The sequence below is a fragment of the Mesorhizobium sp. WSM3859 genome (assembly GCF_002295065.1).
GTDB lineage: Bacteria > Pseudomonadota > Alphaproteobacteria > Rhizobiales > Rhizobiaceae > Mesorhizobium.
Genome location: NZ_NSGG01000011.1, coordinates 163,830 through 184,433 on the forward strand (window position 1 = coordinate 163,830; position 20,604 = coordinate 184,433).

Below are 20,604 nucleotides of genomic sequence, written 5' to 3' on the forward strand. Positions count from 1 at the left end.
GCTCCGGCTTCATATGGGCGGAACAAAATAGAAAAAGCCGGAAAAATTCGGCGAGGAAAAAATGACAGAAGAGAACAAGAAGAAGCCGAATCCGATCGACATTCATGTCGGGAGTCGCATTCGGCTGCGCCGCAATATGCTTGGAATGAGCCAGGAAAAGCTGGGTGAAAATCTCGGCATCACCTTTCAGCAGATCCAGAAGTATGAAAAGGGCACGAACAGGGTTGGCGCGAGCCGTCTGCAGGCGATCGCCTCCATCCTGAGCGTTCCTGTCGCCTTCTTTTTCGAGGATGCCCCGGGCGAGGAGACCGGTGGCGGCAATCGGGGATTTGCCGAAGACTCCTCGATGGCCTTCGCCATCGAATTCTGTGGCAGTCCCGAAGGGCTTCAGCTCAACCGGGCTTTCGTCAAGATCGGCGACGTGAAGGTGCGCCGCCGGATCATCGATCTAGTGAAGGCGCTCTCCGCCGAAGACGCCGATTGATTTTTACCTATGCCGCCGGCAGCGCCTGCCGCCGGTGGCATAGCGGGCCTCGCCTACATTCATGCCAGATCCGTCGCCCCGCTTGACGAGCGGCGCCCGGCACCGCTAACACGTGGCGCGCCAAAAATCGGCAACCTGCCGATTTTTTTTCGAGAGGGGACACCCGTGACGCGGCAGAATTATCTCTTCACCTCGGAATCCGTCTCCGAGGGTCATCCCGACAAAGTTTGTGACCGCATCTCCGACGAAATCGTCGATCTGGTTTATCGCGAAGCCAAGAAGACAGGCATGGATCCGTGGAAGGTTCGCGTCGCCTGCGAAACGCTGGCCACCACCAACCGCGTCGTCATCGCCGGCGAGGTCCGCGTCCCCGACACACTCTTGAAGAAGGACAAGGCGGGCAACGTCCTCAAGGATGCGTCCGACCATCCCGTGGTCAATCCGACCAAGTTCAAGTCGGTTGCCCGCAAAGCTATCCGCGAGATCGGCTACGAGCAGTCCGGCTTCCACTGGAAGACCGCTAAGATCGACGTGCTGCTGCACGGCCAGTCGCCCGACATCGGCCAGGGCGTCGACAATGCCGCCGACCGCCAGGGCGAGGAAGGTGCCGGCGACCAGGGCATCATGTTCGGTTACGCCTGCCGCGAGACGCCCGACCTGATGCCGGCGCCGATCTATTACAGCCACAAGATTCTCGAATTGCTTGCCGCCGCGCGCCATGAAGGCAACGGCGAGGCCGGCAAGCTCGGCCCGGACGCCAAGAGCCAGGTCACCGTGCGCTATGCCGACGGCAAGGCGGCGGAAGTCACGCAGATCGTGCTCTCCACCCAGCATCTCGATGCCAGCTGGGACTCCAAGAAGGTCCGCAAGGTCGTCGAGCCCTATATCCGCGAGGCGCTTGGCGAGCTGAAGATCGCCGAGGACTGCAACTGGTACATCAATCCGACCGGCAAGTTCGTCATCGGCGGGCCTGACGGCGATGCCGGCCTCACCGGCCGCAAGATCATCGTCGACACCTATGGCGGCGCGGCACCGCACGGCGGCGGCGCTTTCTCGGGCAAGGACACCACCAAGGTCGACCGTTCGGCCGCCTATGCGGCGCGCTACCTTGCCAAGAACGTGGTGGCGGCCAAGCTCGCCGACCGCTGCACGATCCAGCTCTCCTATGCCATCGGCGTCGCCCAGCCGCTGTCGGTCTATGTCGACCTGCACGGCACCGGCAAGGTTGACGAATCGAAGCTTGAAGAGGCGCTGCGCAAGGTGATGGACCTGTCGCCGTCGGGCATCCGCCGTCACCTCGACCTCAACAAGCCGATCTACGCAAAAACCTCGTCCTACGGCCATTTCGGCCGCAAGGCCGGTCGCGACGGTTCCTTCTCCTGGGAGAAGACCGATCTCGCCAAGGCGCTCAAGGACGCCGTCGCCGCCTGACGCCAGCGAACGCAAAGGACAGGCCGAGCCGGGCGACCGAAGGATTCTTCGGCCGCCGGCACGGCAAGACCATACGCCCGCAGCAGGCGATCGCCCTCGAAAGCGGCTTGCGCGAATACCGGCTCGACCTGACGGCGCAAGCGCCGGCGGATCTACGGACCTTGTTCAAAGCCGAGGTTTCGGCTCTGCAGCTGGAGATCGGCTTTGGCGGCGGCGAGCATCTCCTGCACCGCGCCAAGGAAGCACCGGGGACCGGCTTCATCGGCGTCGAGCCCTTCGTCAACGGCATGGCCAAGATGATGACGGCGCTTGCCAAGGCCCCGCTTGGCAATCTGAGGGTCTATGACGACGACGCCACGCGCCTGCTCGACTGGCTGCCGTCGGGCTCGCTCGACGGCATCGACCTGCTCTATCCCGATCCATGGCCGAAGAAGAAGCACTGGAAGCGCCGCTTCGTCGGCGCTGCCAATCTCGGCCGCTTCGCCCGCGTCCTGAGGCCGGGCGGCAGGTTCCGCTTCGCCTCCGACATCGACAGCTATGTCAACTGGACGCTGCTTGCCTGCCGCGCTCACGGCGCCTTCGAGTGGCAGGCAGGAGAGGCTGCGGATTGGCATCGACCCTATGAGGGTTGGCCCGGCACGCGTTACGAGGCCAAGGCGATACGCGAGGGACGGCGGCCTGCCTATCTGACGTTCATCCGGAAATAAGCCACAAGATACCGAAGCAACCGCCTCAGTAGCGGCCGATCCTGTCGAAGGCGGCCGGATCGATGCCGAGCTTCCTCAGGTCACTGTGGCGCGGCTTGCGGCCGGCTTCGACGGCCCGCGCCGCGGCTGCTGCACTACCAAATGTGTTGAAGAAGTCACCGATGACGAAAAACAATCCACGTTCCATATGAATATCCTCGCGCGCCACCGCGCGCGTCCTTTCCTTTGCATTGCAACATAGATGGGCGCCGCCTGCGGCCCTTTACAAGGCAGCCGGCCGCATGGCCGCCATGCCCGGCACGCAACCCTGCGCCTCGGCACGAACCTCAGCCGGAGCGGAATGATTCAGCGTGTTCGACCCGAAATCTGAATCCGGTTCCAAATTGAAGCATGATCTCGTCCGAAAACCGCTTCACGCTTTCGGCATCGTGCTCCGCGCTGCCTGCAGGCTTGAAACGCCGGCGGCAATCGTCTATATCAGCGTCAAATTCTTGGTCGGTATGACGAAGAGTGGGTCCACCCGGTCCCGCTCTTTTTTGTTACCTGCCGGCCGGAAGCCAAGAAGCGACAGGGATCCGATGACTGCAGCGGCAGGCGAGGCCGACGACCGTATCATCCGCGAAAGCGGCATCGATGCGCGCATTGCGCTGATCGTACAGCCGGTGCTCAAGGCCATCGGCTTCCGTCTCGTGCGGGTGCAGCTGACCGGTCAGAACGGGCTGACGCTGCAGATCATGGCCGAACGCGAAGACGGCACCATGACCGTCGAGGATTGCGAAGAGGTCAGCCGTGCGGTGTCGCCGGCCCTCGATGTCGATGATCCGATCGAAAAGGCGTATCATCTCGAAGTGTCCTCGCCCGGTATCGATCGGCCGCTGGTGCGCAAGTCGGATTTCACCACCTGGACCGGCCATCTGGTCAAGCTGGAGACATCCGTCCTCATCGGCGACCGCAAGCGCTTCAAGGGCAAGATCGCCGAGGCCGACGCCGACGGCATCCTTATCGAACGCGACAAGGCTGCCTATGGCGAGCAGCCGACGGTGCGCGTGCCTTACGACGCGATCGCCGAGGCCCGGCTGGTGCTGACCGACGATCTCATCCGCGATGCCCTGTCGAAGGACAACCGGGCGCGCAAGGAAGCCAGGAAACGCCGCGGCGAAGCAGAAGACGCCGCCGAGGAAAACGAAACCGAACAGGAAAGTTGATAGCGCCGCCGGGCTGAAGTCCGAGGCGAAATCGGGAGAAAGACAATGGTTGTAAGCGCCAACAGGCTTGAACTGCTGCAGATCGCCGACGCGGTCGCGCGTGAAAAGTCGATCGACAAGTCGATCGTCATCGCCGCCATGGCCGATGCGATCCAGAAGGCGGCGCGCTCGCGTTACGGCCAGGAGACCAACATCCGCGCCGACATCAACCCGAACACCGGTGAGATGAAGCTGCAGCGGCTGATGGAAGTGGTCGAGAAGGTCGAGGACTACGCCACGCAGATCGCGCTTTCCACGGCGCGCGAGCGCAACCCCGACGCCCAGCTCGGCGACTTCATCGCGGAGCAGCTGCCGCCGATGGACTTCGGCCGTATCGCCGCCCAGTCGGCCAAGCAGGTCATCGTGCAGAAGGTGCGCGAGGCCGAACGCGATCGCCAGTATGACGAATACAAGGATCGCATTGGCGAGATCGTCAACGGCACCGTCAAGCGCGTCGAATACGGCAACGTCATCGTCGATCTCGGCCGCGGCGAGGCGATCATCCGCCGCGACGAGCTGATCCCGCGCGAGAACTATAAGTATGGCGACCGCGTCCGCGCCTATGTCTACGACGTGCGCCGTGAGCAGCGCGGCCCGCAGATCTTCCTGTCGCGCACGCATCCGCAGTTCATGGCCAAGCTCTTCACCATGGAAGTGCCGGAAATCTACGATGGTATAATCGAGATCAAATCGGTCGCGCGCGATCCGGGCTCGCGCGCCAAGATCGCCGTCATCTCGCGCGATTCCTCGATCGATCCGGTCGGCGCCTGCGTCGGCATGCGCGGCAGCCGCGTCCAGGCGGTGGTCGGTGAATTGCAGGGCGAGAAGATCGACATCATTCCGTGGTCGCCTTCGGCCGCTTCCTTCATCGTCAACGCGCTGCAGCCGGCAGAAGTCGCCAAGGTGGTGCTCGACGAGGACGCCGAGCGCATCGAGGTGGTGGTGCCGGACGACCAGCTCTCGCTGGCCATCGGCCGCCGCGGCCAGAACGTCCGCCTGGCCTCGCAGCTCACCGGCTGGGATATCGATATCCTGACCGAGCAGGAAGAGAGCGAGCGCCGCCAGAAGGAATTCGTCGAGCGTTCGGCACTGTTCATGGAAGCCCTCGACGTCGACGAGATGGTCGGCCAGGTGCTTGCCTCCGAAGGCTTCACCAGCGTCGAGGAAGTCGCCTATGTCGACTCGGGCGAAATCTCCTCGATCGACGGCTTCGACGAGGACACCGCTTCGGAAATCCAGACCCGCGCCCGCGAATATCTGGAGAAGATCGAGGCCGAGCATGACGAAAAGCGCAAGGCGCTGGGCGTCACGGACGAGCTGCGCGACATCCCCGGCGTCACCACCGCCATGATGGTGACGCTCGGCGAGGACGGCGTGAAGACGATCGAGGATTTCGCCGGCTATGCCGCCGACGACCTGATCGGCTGGAAAGAGCGCAAGGACGGCGAGACCAAGGTCTATCCGGGCGTCCTGGCCTCTCACGGCGTCTCGCGCGCCGATGCCGAGCAGATGGTGCTCGCGGCCCGCAAGCAGGCCGGCTGGATCACCGAGGAAGAACTTGCCGCCGAAGAGCCGGTGGCCGGCGAAACCGTCGGTGCGTGAGGTGACCACCAATCGCAAAGCCCGTGGACGAGATGAACGATCGCACTTGCATCGTTACGCGCAGGCAGGCCGAAGCGGATGAACTGATCCGCTTCGTCGTCGGCCCGGATTCGGCCGTCGTTCCGGACATCAAGAGAAATCTGCCCGGCCGCGGTTGCTGGGTCACCGCCGATCGCCTACATATCGAGAAGGCAGCGGCGAAGAACCTGTTTGCCCGCGCATTCAAGGCGCAGGTGACCGTTCCGGTCGATCTCGGCGGCATGGTCGACGGGCTGCTTTCCAGATCCGCTCTGGGTATGCTTGGCCTTGCCCGCAAGGCTGGCGCCGTCGTTCTTGGCGCCGCCAAGGTCGAGGGTGCGGTGCGCGACGGGCAGGCGCTGCTCGTGCTGCATGCGGCGGAGGCGTCGGACGACGGTGTCCGCAAGATCGGTCAGGCGCGGCGGGCGACCGTCCATCTTGGCGGTCCCGCTATCCTTGCCTACAAACTTTTCTCCGAGGCCGAGTTGAGCTTGGCATTGGGGGGTACAAATGTGATACATGCTGCCGTCCTCGCGCAGGACGCGGGACTGGCGGTTGAGAAGCGCGTTGTTGCGCTCGACCGATATCGGGGCGGTACCCCGAACGATCTGGCAATGCTTGCGGCCGTTGCCGACGAAGATGATGCCGCAGAGGATATGGAATGAACGATACGAAATCGGGCGACGACAAGACGTTGAGCGTTACGCCGAAGAAGACCTTGACGCTGAAGCGCCCCGGTCTCGAGCAGAGCACCGTGCGCCAGAATTTCTCGCACGGCCGCACCAAGTCGGTCGTCGTCGAGACCAAGAAGCGCAAGTTCTCGCTGCCCGGCGACAAGCCGGAGCCGGTGGCGCCGTCCGTGTTCACGCCGAAGCCCGCCGCGGCCGCTCCTGTCGCCGCCGCGCCTGTCGTGCAGGAAGCGCCGAAGGCGCCGCCTCCGCCGCCGGAACGTTCGGGCATGGTCCTGAACGAGCTGTCGCGTGGCGAGATGGAAGCGCGCCGGAGGGCCCTGGAGGGCTCCAAGGCCCGCGAGGCCGAGGATCGCCAGCGCGCTCAGGAGGATGCCAAGCGCCGCGCCGAGGAAGAGGAACGCCGCAAGCGCGAGCGCGACGAATCCGCGCGCCGTCAGGCGGAGGAGGAAGCGCGCCTGCAGGCCGAGGCCGAGTCGCGGCGTCGTGCGGAGGAAGAGGCTCGCCGTCGTGCGCCGCAGGCAGCCGATATCGCTACGGCCGATGACGAGGAAGAGGCCAAGCCGAGGCGCACGGGTGCCGGCGGTGGCGCGGGCGCCAGCGCGCCGCCGCGCCGTCTCGCGACCCCGGAAGTGGCCCGTCCGGCCAAGCCGACCAAGGGCGAGGAAGATCGCCGCCGTGGCAAGCTGACACTGAACTCCGCGCTGTCTGATGACGACGCGCGCGCCCGCTCGCTGTCGTCGATGCGTCGTCGCCAGGAAAAATTCAAACGCGCGCTCCACAACGAGCCGCGCGAGAAAGTCATGCGCGAAGTGATCCTGCCCGAAACCATCACCATCCAGGAACTGGCGCAGCGCATGTCCGAGCGCGCCGTGGACGTGGTCAAGTTCTTCATGAAGCAGGGCCAGATCCTGAAGCCAGGCGACGTCATCGACGCCGACACGGCCGAGCTGGTCGCTTCCGAATTTGGCCACACGGTCCGCCGCGTTGCAGAGTCCGACATCGAGGAAGGCCTGTTCAACATCGCCGACCGTCCGGAGGATCTGGTGTCGCGTCCGCCGGTCGTGACCATCATGGGCCATGTCGACCACGGCAAGACCTCATTGCTTGACGCCATCCGCAACGCCAATGTCGTCTCCGGCGAGGCCGGCGGCATCACTCAGCATATCGGCGCCTACCAGATCGAGAAGAACGGTCAGAAGATCACCTTCATCGACACGCCCGGCCACGCCGCCTTCACGGCCATGCGCGCCCGCGGCGCCCAGGTCACCGACATCGCCGTGCTGGTGGTGGCGGCGGATGACAGCGTGATGCCGCAGACGATCGAATCGATCAACCACGCCAAGGCGGCCGGCGTGCCGATCATCGTGGCGATCAACAAGATCGACAAGCGCGACGCCGATCCGCAGAAGGTTCGGACCGAACTGCTGCGCCACGAGGTATTCGTGGAATCGATGGGCGGCGAAGTGCTGGACGTCGAGGTTTCGGCGACCAAGGGCACCAATCTCGACAAGCTGCTCGAAGCGATCCTGCTGCAGGCCGAAGTTCTCGACCTCAAGGCCAATCCCGACCGCACCGCCGAAGGCGCGGTGATCGAAGCCAAGCTCGACAAGGGCCGCGGTCCGGTCGCCACCGTTCTGGTGCAGACCGGCACGCTGATGCCCGGCGACATCATTGTCGCCGGCAACGAGTGGGGCCGTGTGCGCGCGCTTGTCGACGACCGCGGCGAGCATGTGCCGGAGGCGCCGCCGGCGATGCCGGTCGAGGTGCTTGGCCTTCAGGGCACGCCGCAGGCCGGCGACCGCTTCGCCGTCGTCAACAACGAGGCCCGCGCCCGCGAGATCACCGAATACCGTCAGCGCCTGGCGCGCGACAAGGCGGTGGCCAAGCATGCCGGCCAGCGCGGCTCGCTCGAACAGATGATGTCGCAGTTGCAGACGAGCGGGCTGAAGGAGTTTCCGCTGGTCATCAAGGGCGACGTGCAGGGATCCATCGAGGCGATCAACGCCGCTCTCGAAAAGCTCGGCAACGACGAGGTCAGGGTGCGGATCGTCCATTCGGGCGCCGGCGGCATCACCGAAAGCGACGTCTCGCTGGCCGAGACGTCGGGTGCCGCGATCATCGGCTTCAACGTCCGCGCCAACGCGCAGGCGCGCACCGCGGCGGCCGCCGCTGACATCGAGATCCGCTACTACTCGATCATCTACAACCTCGTCGACGACGTGAAGGCGGCCCTTTCCGGCATGCTTTCGCCGGAACGCCGGGAGACCTTCATCGGCAATGCCGAGATCCTCGAGATCTTCGACATCTCCAAGATCGGCAAGATCGCCGGCTGCCGCGTCACCGAAGGCAAGGTCGAGCGTGGTGCGGGCGTGCGTCTGATCCGCGACAACGTCGTCGTCCACGAAGGCACGCTGAAGACGCTCAAGCGCTTCAAGGACGAGGTTTCGGAAGTACCAGCCGGCCAGGAATGCGGCATGGCCTTCCAGAACTACGAGGACATGCGCGCCGGCGACGTCATCGAATGCTTCCGCGTCGAGATGGTGAGCAGGACGCTCTAAATTCGGGTATACTTGCCGAAATGAAACGGGCGGCGGCCGCAAGGCTGCCGCCCAGACCGCTCATGCATTTTGAGACATGCGGCGTGGTCCCATCCCGCGCTTCACGATTTCAGGACCGAAGAAAATGTCCCGTTCGACAACGTCAGGCCCCTCCCAGCGCATGCTGCGCGTCGGCGAGCAGGTGCGCCATGCCCTTTCCGAAACGCTGCAGCGCGGCGAGATCATCGATCCGGTGATCGAGAACAGCGTCGTCTCGGTCTCCGAGGTGCGCATGTCGCCCGATCTCAAGATCGCCACCGCCTTCGTCTCGCCGCTTGGCGCGGGTGACGACAACGCCGTGGTCGAGGCGCTCAACAGGCACGCGAAATTCATCCGCGGCCGCGTCTCCGGCGCACTGAGGCAGATGAAGTACATGCCGGAGTTCCGCTTCCGGCTCGATACCTCCTTCGACAATTTCGCGAAGATCAATGAACTGCTGAAATCGCCCGAAGTGGCGCGCGATCTCGGCGACGGCAAGAACAGCGACAAGGACGAGGAATAGTGGCGCGCCGCGGCAAAAAGAAGGGTCGGCCGGTCTCCGGCTGGGTGGTGCTGGACAAGCCGGTCGGCATGGGCTCGACCGAGGCCGTCTCCAAGATTAAATGGCTGTTCCAGGCCGAGAAGGCCGGCCATGCTGGCACGCTCGATCCGCTCGCTTCCGGCATGCTGCCGATCGCGCTTGGCGAGGCGACCAAGACCGTTCCCTATGTGCAGGACGGCGCCAAAGTCTACCGCTTCACCGTCGCCTGGGGCGAGGAACGCTCGACCGACGACCTCGAAGGCCCCGTGACCAACAGCTCCGACCGGCGCCCGGCCGAGGCCGAGCTGCGGGCGCTGCTGCCGAAATACACCGGCGTCATCATGCAGACGCCACCGCAATTCTCGGCGATCAAGATCGCCGGCGAGCGCGCCTACGACCTTGCCCGCGACGGCGAAACGGTCGAGATACCCGCGCGGGAAATTGAAATCGGCCGTTTGGATATTATCGAGCACAGTGCCGACAAGACCGTCTTCGAGGTCGAATGCGGCAAGGGCACCTATGTGCGCTCGCTGGCGCGCGACATGGGCCGCGATCTTGACTGCTTCGGCCACATCGCTGAATTGCGCCGCGTCGAGGTCGAGCCGTTCACGCCGGACGATTTCGTCACGGTTGCCGAACTGGAAGCGGCTCGTTTTGGCGGCAAGACCGAAGAAGGTCCGGATGAGGCCGAGGCGCCCGTCGATTTCAGCGCCATCGATGCGCTGCTGGTCGAAACGGCGGCAGCGCTCGATTGCCTGCCGCAGGTCGCGGTCAGCGACGACGCGGCGACGAAGATCCGCCTCGGCAATCCCGTCATCATTCGCGGCCGCGATGCGCCGGTCGAGGCGGAGGAGGCCTGCGCCACCGCGCGCGGCAAGCTCGTCGCCATCGGCGCCATCGAGCAGGGCATGTTCAAGCCTAAGCGGGTCTTTGTCGGCTGAATCCGGCGCAAGTGTCTGTTATTTATCCAATTCCGAACGGAAAACCGCTGCACGCTTGTCCTGGAATGCTCTAATCTCGGCCGAGCGCGGAAGCCCGGGGAACTCATGGCCCCAGGAAGAACATGGCTGATACAGGCAACAAGAGGGCGCCGCTGCGAACCCGTCGGCCGCCGGTCGGGGCGTCGCCCGGCACGCTGATCGCCGATCCGGCGGCACGGCGCAGCGAGCTTCGGCTGACATTGATCTCGCCTCAGAAATACGAGACCATCGACAATGCCTCGATCGATGACCTCAACACCCATTGCCAGAAATGGCCTATCGTCTGGCTGGACTGCACAGGGCTTGCCAACATTCCGCTGATCGAGGAGATCGGCCGTATCTTCAATCTACACCCGCTGGCGCTGGAGGACGTTGTCAACACCGGCCAGCGGCCGAAGGTGGATTTCTTCGAGGACCATGCCTTCGTCGTCATGCGCATGATCGACGATGTCACCTCGCATCGCTACGAGCAGATCGCGCTGTTCTTCGGCCGGAATTTCGTCGTCACTTTCCAGGAACGCGAAGGCGATCCGTTCGATCCGGTGCGCAAGCGCATCGCGGCCGCGATGCCGAACCGGCTGCGCTCGCGCGGCGCCGACTATCTTGCCTATGCGCTGATCGATGCCATCGTCGACAGCTATTTCCCGCCGATCGAGGCGGCGAGTGAGCTGGTCGACGGCATCGAGGACGAGATGCTGAACAAGCCGCACAAGCATCAGATGCGGCAGTTGCATGAACTCAGGCGCGACGCCAACGTGCTCAAGGGCGTGCTGTGGCCGATGCGCGATGCGCTGGCGACGCTGATCCGCAACGACGTGCCCTTCGTGAAGGCCGAAACCAAGATCTTCTTCAACGACACGCTCGACCATTCGCTGCGGCTGATCGAACTGGTCGAGAACCAGCGCGACATGCTCACCGGCCTGATCGAGATGCATCTCTCGCTGTCCCAGGCCCGCACCAACGACGTCATTTCCTATCTGACGATCGTCTCGGTGATCTTCATGCCGCTGACCTTCCTGGTCGGCGTCTGGGGCATGAATTTCGATCCGGAAAGCTCGCCCTGGAACATGCCCGAGCTGAAGGCCTACTACGGTTACCCCGCGTCGCTCGTGTTCATGGTGATCATTGCGATCGGTCTGATCGCGTTCTTCAAATGGAAGAAGTGGCTGTAGCCTTTGCAATCTCCTGTTTTCGCAACCGGAACCTGCGACAAGCCGGCTTGACAATTGGGCTGGTGTTTTTTCCGGAATTGCACTATATGCGCCGCAGCTTCGCGCCCTGACGCGTCGCTTGCACTGGCCCCTGCTGGACGACATCCCGGCTGTGGGCGTCCCGTTTCCTCCAACAGATAAGGAAAAGCACGATGTCGATCACTGCCGATCGCAAGAAGGAATTGATGACCGAATACGCAACCGCAAAGGGCGATACCGGGTCTCCGGAAGTCCAGGTTGCCATCCTTTCCGAGCGCATCAAGAACCTGACCGAGCACTTCAAGGACCACAAGAAGGATAACCATTCCCGTCGTGGCCTGCTTGCTCTGGTTTCCCAGCGCCGCAGCCTGCTTGATTATCTCAAGCGCAAGGATGACGCGCGCTATCAGACGCTGATCGACAAGCTCGGTCTCCGTCGCTGACCAATTGACCGGCGGGCTCTCCAAGGGAGCCCGCCGGTCGCGCATTGGCGCATCGGATGGTCCGGTGTCTCGATGCTGGAGAAGGAAATTTCCCTCCGCGCGTGGCGCGTTCCGGAGACAGCGGTTTCCGGCGTCATGCGCAAGGCCGGCCGACCAATCGGCCAATCGGGTTCCGGACTTGCAGAGGGCTATCCGGAACCGCCCATGGACGGTCATGGGGCAGGATTGCAGGATGCTCGCTCGGCCTTGAGCCGGATCTGTCGAGCTTCCCGTTGTCTTGCCCGTGGCTGCCCGAAGGAAGCCAGGAAAGGGAGAACCCGCGACCGTCGAGACGGTGCGGCCCTTTCCGCATATGAAGGACAAGATATGTTCAATCATCACAAAGTGGAAATCGAATGGGGCGGCCGTCCGCTCATTCTGGAGACCGGCAAGATCGCGCGCCAGGCTGACGGCGCGGTGCTCGCCACCTATGGCGAGACCGTGGTTCTGGCCACCGTCGTCTCGATGAAGGAGCCGAAGCCCGGCCTCGATTTCTTCCCGCTCACCGTCAACTACCAGGAAAAGACCTACGCCGCCGGCAAGATCCCTGGCGGCTATTTCAAGCGCGAGGGCCGTCCGAGCGAAAAGGAAACGCTGGTTTCCCGCCTGATCGATCGCCCCATCCGCCCGCTTTTCGCCGACGGCTACAAGAACGACACCCAGATCGTTGTCACCGTCGTCCAGCATGATCTCGAGAATGATCCGGACATCCTGTCGATCGTCGCCACCTCCGCCGCGCTGACGCTTTCGGGCGTGCCCTTCATGGGCCCGATCGGCGGTGCCCGCGTCGGCTACATCAACGGCGAATATGTGCTCAACCCGCACATCGACGAGATGCAGGAATCCAAGCTCGACCTCGTCGTCGCCGGTACCGCCGACGCTGTGCTGATGGTCGAATCCGAGGCCAAGGAACTCTCCGAGGACCTGATGCTCGGCGCAGTCGTGTTCGGCCACAAGAGCTTCCAGCCGGTGATCGAGGCGATCATCAAGCTGGCCGAGGTCGCCGCCAAGGAGCCGCGCGACTTCACGGCGCCGGATTACTCCGCCCTCGAAGCCGAGATGCTGAAGATCGTCGGCGATGAGCTGCGCGAGGCCTACAAGATCACCGACAAGCAGAAGCGCTACGCCGCCGTCGACGTCGTCAAGGCAAAGGTCAAGGCCGCGTTCGCGCCGGCCGAAGGCGAAGAGGCCAAGCACACTTCCGAGCAGATCGGCTCGGTGTTCAAGGAGCTCCAGGCCAAGGTCGTGCGCTGGAACATCCTCGACACCGGCTCGCGCATCGACGGCCGCGACCTGAAGACGGTCCGCAAGATCGTCTCCGAAGTTGGCGTCCTGGCGCGCACCCATGGTTCGGCGCTGTTCACCCGCGGCGAGACCCAGGCGCTGGTCGTTGCCACGCTCGGCACCGGCGAAGACGAGCAGTATGTCGATTCGCTGACCGGCATGTACAAGGAGAAGTTCCTCCTTCACTACAACTTCCCGCCCTATTCCGTCGGTGAGACCGGCCGCATGGGCTCGCCGGGCCGCCGCGAAATCGGCCATGGCAAGCTCGCCTGGCGCGCCATCCGCCCGATGCTGCCGAGCGCGGAGCAGTTCCCCTACACGCTGCGCGTTGTTTCGGAGATCACCGAATCCAACGGCTCGTCCTCGATGGCCACCGTCTGCGGCACCTCGCTGGCGCTGATGGATGCCGGCGTGCCGCTGGCAAAGCCGGTCGCAGGCATCGCCATGGGCCTGATCAAGGAAGGCGAGCGCTTCGCGGTGCTCTCCGACATCCTCGGTGACGAGGACCACCTCGGCGACATGGACTTCAAGGTCGCCGGCACCGCCAACGGCGTCACCTCGCTGCAGATGGACATCAAGATCGATGGCATCACCGAGGAGATCATGGGCATCGCGCTTGCCCAGGCCAAGGACGGCCGCCTGCATATCCTCGGCGAGATGGCGCATGCGCTGTCGGGCGCCCGCGCCGAGCTCGGCGAGTTCGCGCCGCGCATCGAGGTCATGCACATCCCGACCGACAAGATCCGCGATGTCATCGGCTCCGGCGGCAAGGTGATCCGCGAGATCGTCGAGAAGACCGGCGCCAAGATCAACATCGAGGACGACGGCACGGTCAAGATCGCTTCGGCGAACGCCAAGGAGATCGAGGCGGCGAAGAAGTGGATCCACACCATCGTCGCCGAACCGGAAGTCGGAGAGATCTACGAAGGCACCGTCGTCAAGACGGCGGACTTCGGCGCCTTCGTCAACTTCTTCGGCCCGCGTGACGGTCTGGTCCACATCTCGCAGCTCGCCAATGAGCGCGTCGCCAAGACCTCCGACGTCGTCAAGGAAGGCGACAAGGTTTGGGTCAAGCTGATGGGCTTCGACGAGCGCGGCAAGGTTCGCCTGTCGATGAAGGTCGTCGACCAGGCGACCGGCAAGGAAATCGTCCAGGACAAGAAGAAGGCCGAAGGCGAGGAAGACGCCGCCTGATCGGTCTGGCTGGATAGTTTAAGACGGGCGCGCCGCGAGGTCGCGCCCGTTTTGTTTCACGAGCAGATGAATGACCGCGGAGCCATTGAAGACGCTGTTCTACCCTTTCGAGGCCGAGGCGCTGCCTCTGCCGCGAAAGGATGCCCGCGTCCTGTTTCTGGGCGCCGAACCCGGCTTCCGCTTGCCTGAAGGCTTCGATGCGGCGCTGCACCTCGTGCAAGGCTTCCGACCGCATTTCCGCGCCTTGCAGGCCTCAGGCCATGATGTGATGCCGCGCGCGGAAGGCGAGGGCTATGACATGGCTCTCGTGCTCGCCGGGCGGCATCGCGGGCAAAATGAGTTGCGCATCGCCGAGGCCATCGAGCGCGTCGCGCCGGGCGCGCTGATCGCGGTTGCGGGCGGCAAGGACGACGGCACCGATAGCCTGCGCAAGCGGATCAACGCGCTGGCGCCGCTCGACGGCCATCTTCCGAAACATCACGGCGTGGCCTTCTGGTTCCGTCGGACCGGCCCGGAGATGGCCGCAAGGCTGCGCGCCGGCAACCCCGACCTGGTCGTCGAAGGCGGCTTCAAGACCACGCCTGGCATGTTCTCTTTTGACCGAGTCGACGCCGGTTCAAAACTGCTCGCCGCGAACCTGCCCGACGATCTCAGAGGCAATGTCGCCGATTTCTGTGCCGGCTGGGGTTACCTGGCGATGGAAGTCCTGCAGCGCTCGCACGGTCTCACCGCGCTCGATCTCCATGAAGCGGATTTCGATGCCCTGGAAGCGGCCAGGCTGAATGTCCATGGCGCCATCGAGCCCCGCCTTTTCTGGATCGATCTTCTCACCGAGGCGGTCGAACGGCGCTACGACGCGATCGTCATGAACCCGCCGTTCCACAGCGGCCGCGCGGCAGAGCCCGGCATCGGCGCCGGCATCATCCGCGCGGCGTCGAAGGCGCTGAAGCCGGGCGGCCGCCTGTTCATGGTCGCCAACCGCCAGCTTCCTTATGAACAGGTGCTGTCCGCGGCCTTTGCCAGCCATGCCGAGATCGCCCGCGACGGCATGTTCAAGGTGTTTTCGGCGCGGCGCTGAAAGCAATTCCAGGAAAAGTGTGCTGCGGTTAGGCTCGGCGGCTTCGCCGTAGCCTTCCGTTCGGAATTGCGCCGGGAGAAAGCGCTCTACTGCAGGCTGACGATGCGGGCGGGCTCGCGCGCGTCGAAAGCGGATCGCGCTTCGCCGAGCTCGACCGTGAGCGGCGCCGGCCGGCCGAACAGATAGCCCTGGACCACCTCACAGCCCGCGGCCCTGAGCAGCGTGGCCTGGTTCTCGGTCTCCACGCCTTCGGCGATGATGCCGACACCCAGCGCCCGCGATAGACCGACAATGGTCGAGACGATCGCGCCGGAACTGGAGTCGGTGTCGATGCGGCTGACGAAGGAACGGTCGATCTTCAGCTTGCCGAAGGAGAAGTCGATCAGGTAGCTCAAATTGGAATAGCCGGTGCCGAAATCGTCGACGGCCACCGAAATCCCCATCTCGGCAAGCTGCTTCAGGATCGTGGCGGCGCGGTCGCGATCCTGCATCATCGCCGTCTCGGTGACCTCGAGCTCCAGCCGCGACGGCTTGATGCCGGTCGATTCCATCACCTCGCGCACGATGCCGACGAAATCCCTGGTCATGAACTGGACCGGCGAGATGTTGACGGCGACGAAGCAGTCCTGCGGCAGATGCTTGGCATCGCTGCAGGCCTTGCGCAGCACCCATTCGCCGATCGGGTTGATCATGCCGGTTTCCTCGGCGATCGGAATGAACTCCATCGGCGGGATCATGCCACGTTCCGGGTGCTTCCAGCGGATAAGCGCCTCGTAGCCGACGACACGACCACTCGGCAGATTGAGCTGCGGCTGGTAGTGGAGGCTGAAGTCGCCGCGGTCGAAAGCGGTCTTCAGCTCCGACTCGATCCATTGCCGATAGTCGGCCACGCGGCCCATGTCGGCGTGGAAGACAGACCAGTTGCCGACGCCGCTGGCCCGCGCATTCTGCAGCGCCAGATTCGAGCGGCGCAGGACCTGGACCGGGTCGACGCCGTCCTTCGGCATCGCCACGATGCCGACGGACAGGCTGACCGACTGCAGGTGGCTCTGCAACTGATAGGGTTCCATCATTTCGTTGATGAGCTTCTCGATGAGCCGCTCGATCGAACCACTGATGTCGCGGTCCGGCAGCAGCACTCCGAACTCGCCGGCGCCGATCCGCCCGATCACCGCATCTTTCGGCATGCTCTCCTTCAGCCTGCTGGTGAAGGCGCGGACAAGGTCGTCGCCATGGCTGTAGCCGATGGCGTCGTTGATCTGCTTGAAGCGGTCGATGTCGATGTCGATCAGGAACACCGGCTCGCCGGTTCGGATCGTCTCCGAGGCGGCATCGGCTATCTTGCCGACCATGGCCTGGCGCGACAGAAGTCCCGTCAGCTTGTCGAAATGGGTTTCCTTGACGACATAGGCCACCGATTCATCGACGCCGGCGAAGAACGACATCGCCGCGCCACCGGCGGCAAGCGCGCACAGCGCGGCAATGGCGCCGATCATCGTCTCGGCCGGCATGCCGGCCATGCCGTCGCCGAAGCCGAACCGCAGCCCCCATAATCCGAGGATGAAACTGCCCATGCCGGAGCTGGCGATGGTGATCAGCCGGAACAGCGGTGTTCGCTTCGGGTTACTGACTGCAGACATGCAAGGTCCCTGGATTAAGGGGCCTTATAGCGGAAATCTCCTTAAAATGAGTTTCCGCCGATGCATCCAATTTTACTGGAAAATACTCTTTGCCTTAGCGAACTATTCGCGACCACCGTCGTTCTGCTTCAGCTCCTCCAGCGACGGCATCGAAACGATGTGATAACCGGAATCCACATAATGGATCTCGCCGGTAACACCCGACGAAAGATCGGAGAGCAGGTAAAGCGCCGCGCCGCCGACTTCGTCGAGGGTCACGGTGCGCCGCAGAGGCGAATTGCGCTGCTGATAGGAGAACATATGGCGGGCGTCGGAAACGCCCGAGCCGGCCAGCGTGCGCACCGGTCCGGCCGAGATGCCGTTCACCCTGATGCCGCGCGGCCCGTAGTCATTGGCAAGATAGCGCACGCTGGCCTCGAGCCCGGCCTTGGCGACGCCCATGACATTGTAGTTCGGCATCACCCGCACCGACCCTGCATAGGTGAGCGTGATCATCGAGCCGCCATTGCCCATCAGCGCGGCGGCATTGCGGGCGACCTCGGTGAAGGAATAGCAGGAGATCACCATGGTGCGCACGAAATTGTCGCGGCTGGTGTCCGCATAGAGGCCCTTGAGCTCGTTCTTGTCGGAAAAGCCGATGGCGTGCACCACGAAGTCCAGCCCGCCCCAGGCCTTGCCGAGGGTCTCGAAAGTCGCGGTGACCGAGGCGCTGTCCTCGACATCGCATGGCACGACGAGCGAAGCGCCGAGCTTCTCGGCCAGCGGCTTGACCCGCCGCCCGAAGGCATCGCCCTGGTAGGTGAAGGCAAGCTCCGCCCCGTGCTCGGACAATTTCTTGGCGATGCCCCAGGCGATCGAGTGATCGTTGGCGACCCCCATGACAAGCCCGCGCTTGCCCTTCATCAACCCTTCCATGTGCGGCAGATCCTTATGCGGAATAGCGCTGGAAAATCAGCGTTGCGTTGGTGCCACCGAAACCGAAGGAATTGGACAAAACGGTGTCGATCTTGGCGTTGTCGATGCGCTTGCGCACGATCGGCATGCCCTCGAATTCCGGATCGAGTTCGTCGATATGGGCGCTCTCGCCGATGAAGCCGCCCTGCATCATCAGGATAGAATAGATCGACTCCTGCACGCCGGCCGCGCCCAGCGAGTGGCCGGTGAGCGACTTGGTCGAGGTGATGTAGGGCATCTTGTCGCCGAACACCTCGCGGATGGCGCCCATTTCCTTGGAATCGCCGACCGGCGTCGAGGTGCCGTGGGTGTTGATGTAGTCGACCGGGGTCGAGACGGTGGTAAGCGCCTGCCGCATGCAGCGGATGGCGCCTTCTCCCGAAGGCGCGACCATGTCATAGCCGTCGGAGGTCGCGCCGTAGCCAACGATTTCGGCATAGATCTTGGCGCCGCGCGCCTTGGCGTGCTCCAGTTCTTCCAGCACCAGCACGCCGGCGCCGCCGGCGATGACGAAACCGTCGCGGTTGACGTCATAGGCGCGCGAAGCGGCCGATGCCTTGTCGTTAAACTTCGACGACATGGCGCCCATGGCGTCGAACAGGTCCGACATCGTCCAGTCCAGGTCTTCGTGTCCGCCGGCGAACATCACGTCCTGCTTGCCCCACTGGATCAGTTCGTAGGCATTGCCGATGCAATGCGCCGAGGTCGAGCAGGCCGATGAGATCGAATAGTTGACGCCGTGGATCTTGAACCATGTGGCCAGGGTGGCCGATGCCGTCGACGACATCGCCTTCGGCACGGCGAATGGACCGATGCGCTTGGGGCTGTTGTTCTTGATCGTGGTTTCGGCCGCTTCGACGATGGTCCGGGTCGACGGGCCGCCGGACCCCATCACGATGCCCGTCCGCTCATTGGTGATATCGCTTTCGCTTAAGCCCGCATCGGCGATCGCCTGGTCCATGGCGACGTGGTTCCAAGCCGCGCCCTGGCTCAGGAAGCGCATGGCGCGGCGATCGATCATCGGGGTGGGATCGAGCGTCGGCGCGCCCCAGACCTGGCAGCGGAAGCCGTGCTCGGCGAAGGAATTGGAAAAGCTGATGCCGGATTTGGCATCGTAAAGCGAGCTCTGCACCTCGTTGGCATTGTTGCCGATCGACGACACAATGCCGAGCCCTGTCACTACGACCCGTCTCATTCGCAACTCCTTCCGGCGTATCCGGGCGGAAAACCTAGCCGGTTTTCACCTGTGATCATACGCAAATAAACTGACGTGGCGCCCATGGGTACGCGGACGCCGTGGCGAAAAACGGTCAGGCGGCCGACTGCTTGGACAAGCCGACCTTCAGATCCGTGGCGGCGTATATGGGTTCGCCATCCGCCTTAAGCCAGCCGTCGGCGATGCCGAGCACCAGCCGGCCGCGCATCACGCGCTTGAAGTCGACGCCGTACTCGACCTTCTTCACCGACGGCGTCACCATGCCCTTGAACTTCACCTCGCCGGTCGAGAGCGCCATGCCCTTGCCGGGTTCGCCCAGCCAGCCGAGATAGAAACCGGTCAACTGCCACATCGCGTCGAGGCCGAGGCAGCCCGGCATGATCGGATTGCCGATGAAGTGGCAGGCGAAGAACCACAGGTCCGGCTTGATGTCGAATTCGGCGCGGATGAAGCCCTTGTCGAAAGCGCCGCCGGTCTCGCTGATCTCGGTGATGCGGTCGAACATCAGCATAGGTGGGTAGGGCAGCTGGGCGTTGCCTGGCCCGAACAGGTCGCCGCGGGCGCAGGTGAGCAGTTCCTCGTAATCGTAGCTGGACTTTTGATCCGCCATCAAATTTCCGTCCCCGTGTTCTTCGCGGGCGGCAGGGCGCCCTTGTCGTTGGTTTCCTAACACACTCTGTTTGCGGCCGGAAACCGGCGTTTGCGCTTACCCCGTGCGCCTGCCCGGGTCAATGCGCGCTATTGATCGCATTCAGACTACAGAATATATGTCGGCTGATGTCCGGTTTTGGCTTTCGACGTCTTTTTGCCACTCTGGACCTGTTGGTGGGCTGGGCAACAAGCTTCGAAGCGAAGAGATGGATTCGGGCTACCGGAAGGAAAATGTCGCTGTGGACAAGCGGGTTCGCGAAGCCGGCCTGAGGCCGACGCGCCAGCGCATCGCGCTGGCCGATCTGCTTTTCGCCAAGGGCGACCGCCACCTTTCGGCCGAGGAACTGCATGAGGAGGCGATCGCCGCCGGTGTGCCGGTTTCGCTGGCGACGGTCTATAACGCGCTCCATCAGTTCACGGAGGCCGGCCTGTTGCGCATCCTGGCGGTCGAAGGCTCGAAAACCTATTTCGACACCAACACCTCCGACCATCATCACTTCTACGTCGAGGGCGAGAACCGGATTTTCGACATCGAAAGCGGACCGGTCACCATCTCCAACCTGCCGGCACCGCCGGAGGGCATGGAGATCGCCAATGTCGACATCGTCGTGAGGCTTCGCCCGAAGCGCGGCGACTGATC

Annotated in this window: 19 protein-coding genes; 14 read left to right on the forward strand and 5 right to left on the reverse strand. The window is 63.6% G+C overall.

Annotated features, from left to right (window positions below; translation table 11 throughout):
• Positions 1–61 precede the first annotated feature (61 nt).
• The 3 genes from CK230_RS22390 to CK230_RS22400 all read left to right on the forward strand — a co-directional run bounded on the left by CK230_RS22390 (position 62) and on the right by CK230_RS22400 (position 2,622).
• The gene (locus CK230_RS22390; protein WP_095819313.1) at positions 62–484 is read left to right on the forward strand and encodes a helix-turn-helix transcriptional regulator; all 423 of its coding nucleotides are present in this window, start codon (positions 62–64) and stop codon (positions 482–484) included.
• Positions 485–649: 165 nt separating this feature from the next.
• On the forward strand, positions 650–1,915 hold the full coding sequence (gene metK / locus CK230_RS22395) for a methionine adenosyltransferase (protein WP_095819314.1): 1,266 nt from the start codon (positions 650–652) through the stop codon (positions 1,913–1,915).
• Positions 1,912–2,622 carry a tRNA (guanosine(46)-N(7))-methyltransferase TrmB gene (locus tag CK230_RS22400; protein WP_095819315.1) on the forward strand — a complete coding sequence of 237 codons (711 nt, stop codon included), beginning with the start codon at positions 1,912–1,914 and terminating at the stop codon, positions 2,620–2,622. Before metK ends, CK230_RS22400 begins: the two co-directional genes overlap by 4 nt.
• A 25-nt stretch (positions 2,623–2,647) precedes the next feature.
• Here CK230_RS22400 and CK230_RS22405 read toward each other — a convergent pair whose 3' ends face one another.
• Positions 2,648–2,830, reverse strand: coding sequence for a hypothetical protein (locus CK230_RS22405; RefSeq protein WP_141246074.1), 183 nt, complete (start codon positions 2,828–2,830; stop codon positions 2,648–2,650).
• Between the two features lie 370 nt (positions 2,831–3,200).
• Here CK230_RS22405 and rimP point away from each other — a divergent pair, with 370 nt between their 5' ends.
• From rimP to CK230_RS22455, 10 genes are all read left to right on the forward strand, one after another.
• Positions 3,201–3,827 carry a ribosome maturation factor RimP gene (rimP, locus tag CK230_RS22410; protein WP_095819377.1) on the forward strand — a complete coding sequence of 209 codons (627 nt, stop codon included), beginning with the start codon at positions 3,201–3,203 and terminating at the stop codon, positions 3,825–3,827.
• A 45-nt stretch (positions 3,828–3,872) separates the two neighbouring features.
• Positions 3,873–5,468 carry a transcription termination factor NusA gene (gene nusA / locus CK230_RS22415; protein WP_095819317.1) on the forward strand — a complete coding sequence of 532 codons (1,596 nt, stop codon included), beginning with the start codon at positions 3,873–3,875 and terminating at the stop codon, positions 5,466–5,468.
• Between the two features lie 32 nt (positions 5,469–5,500).
• Entirely contained in the window at positions 5,501–6,151 is a 651-nt protein-coding gene (locus CK230_RS22420) for an RNA-binding protein (protein ID WP_095819318.1), read from the forward strand.
• Positions 6,148–8,736 (forward strand): translation initiation factor IF-2, encoded by a 2,589-nt coding sequence (gene infB, locus CK230_RS22425; RefSeq protein ID WP_095819319.1) that lies wholly within the window; start codon positions 6,148–6,150, stop codon positions 8,734–8,736. Before CK230_RS22420 ends, infB begins: the two co-directional genes overlap by 4 nt.
• Positions 8,737–8,860: 124 nt before the next feature.
• Positions 8,861–9,277 (forward strand): 30S ribosome-binding factor RbfA, encoded by a 417-nt coding sequence (gene rbfA, locus CK230_RS22430; protein ID WP_095819320.1) that lies wholly within the window; start codon positions 8,861–8,863, stop codon positions 9,275–9,277.
• Entirely contained in the window at positions 9,277–10,236 is a 960-nt protein-coding gene (gene truB, locus CK230_RS22435; RefSeq protein WP_095819321.1) for a tRNA pseudouridine(55) synthase TruB, read from the forward strand. The genes rbfA and truB overlap by 1 nt, the downstream gene beginning before the upstream one ends.
• Positions 10,237–10,358: 122 nt before the next feature.
• The gene (gene corA / locus CK230_RS22440) at positions 10,359–11,447 is read left to right on the forward strand and encodes a magnesium/cobalt transporter CorA (protein WP_095819322.1); all 1,089 of its coding nucleotides are present in this window, start codon (positions 10,359–10,361) and stop codon (positions 11,445–11,447) included.
• A gap of 149 nt (positions 11,448–11,596) precedes the next feature.
• Complete coding sequence (gene rpsO / locus CK230_RS22445; protein WP_280952563.1) at positions 11,597–11,908, forward strand: 30S ribosomal protein S15; 312 nt, start codon at positions 11,597–11,599, stop codon at positions 11,906–11,908.
• Between the two features lie 366 nt (positions 11,909–12,274).
• Positions 12,275–14,425 (forward strand): polyribonucleotide nucleotidyltransferase, encoded by a 2,151-nt coding sequence (gene pnp, locus CK230_RS22450; RefSeq protein WP_095819324.1) that lies wholly within the window; start codon positions 12,275–12,277, stop codon positions 14,423–14,425.
• Positions 14,426–14,495: 70 nt separating this feature from the next.
• Positions 14,496–15,503: a class I SAM-dependent methyltransferase gene (locus CK230_RS22455; protein WP_095819325.1), complete on the forward strand. Its 1,008-nt coding sequence runs from the start codon at positions 14,496–14,498 to the stop codon at positions 15,501–15,503.
• A gap of 86 nt (positions 15,504–15,589) precedes the next feature.
• Here the strand turns inward: CK230_RS22455 and CK230_RS22460 are convergent, their stop codons facing one another.
• The 4 genes from CK230_RS22460 to fabA all read right to left on the reverse strand — a co-directional run bounded on the left by CK230_RS22460 (position 15,590) and on the right by fabA (position 19,923).
• Entirely contained in the window at positions 15,590–17,143 is a 1,554-nt protein-coding gene (locus tag CK230_RS22460) for a bifunctional diguanylate cyclase/phosphodiesterase (RefSeq protein ID WP_095819326.1), read from the reverse strand.
• Positions 17,144–17,245: 102 nt separating this feature from the next.
• Entirely contained in the window at positions 17,246–18,058 is an 813-nt protein-coding gene (fabI, locus tag CK230_RS22465; protein WP_095819327.1) for an enoyl-ACP reductase FabI, read from the reverse strand.
• A gap of 13 nt (positions 18,059–18,071) precedes the next feature.
• The gene (fabB, locus tag CK230_RS22470) at positions 18,072–19,292 is read right to left on the reverse strand and encodes a beta-ketoacyl-ACP synthase I (RefSeq protein ID WP_095819328.1); all 1,221 of its coding nucleotides are present in this window, start codon (positions 19,290–19,292) and stop codon (positions 18,072–18,074) included.
• A gap of 115 nt (positions 19,293–19,407) precedes the next feature.
• The gene (gene fabA, locus CK230_RS22475) at positions 19,408–19,923 is read right to left on the reverse strand and encodes a 3-hydroxyacyl-[acyl-carrier-protein] dehydratase FabA (protein WP_095819329.1); all 516 of its coding nucleotides are present in this window, start codon (positions 19,921–19,923) and stop codon (positions 19,408–19,410) included.
• 247 nt (positions 19,924–20,170) lie between these two features.
• On the opposite strand from fabA, the gene irrA reads away from it, so the two are divergent.
• The gene (gene irrA / locus CK230_RS22480; protein WP_095819330.1) at positions 20,171–20,602 is read left to right on the forward strand and encodes an iron response transcriptional regulator IrrA; all 432 of its coding nucleotides are present in this window, start codon (positions 20,171–20,173) and stop codon (positions 20,600–20,602) included.
• The last annotated feature ends 2 nt before the right edge of the window (positions 20,603–20,604 follow it).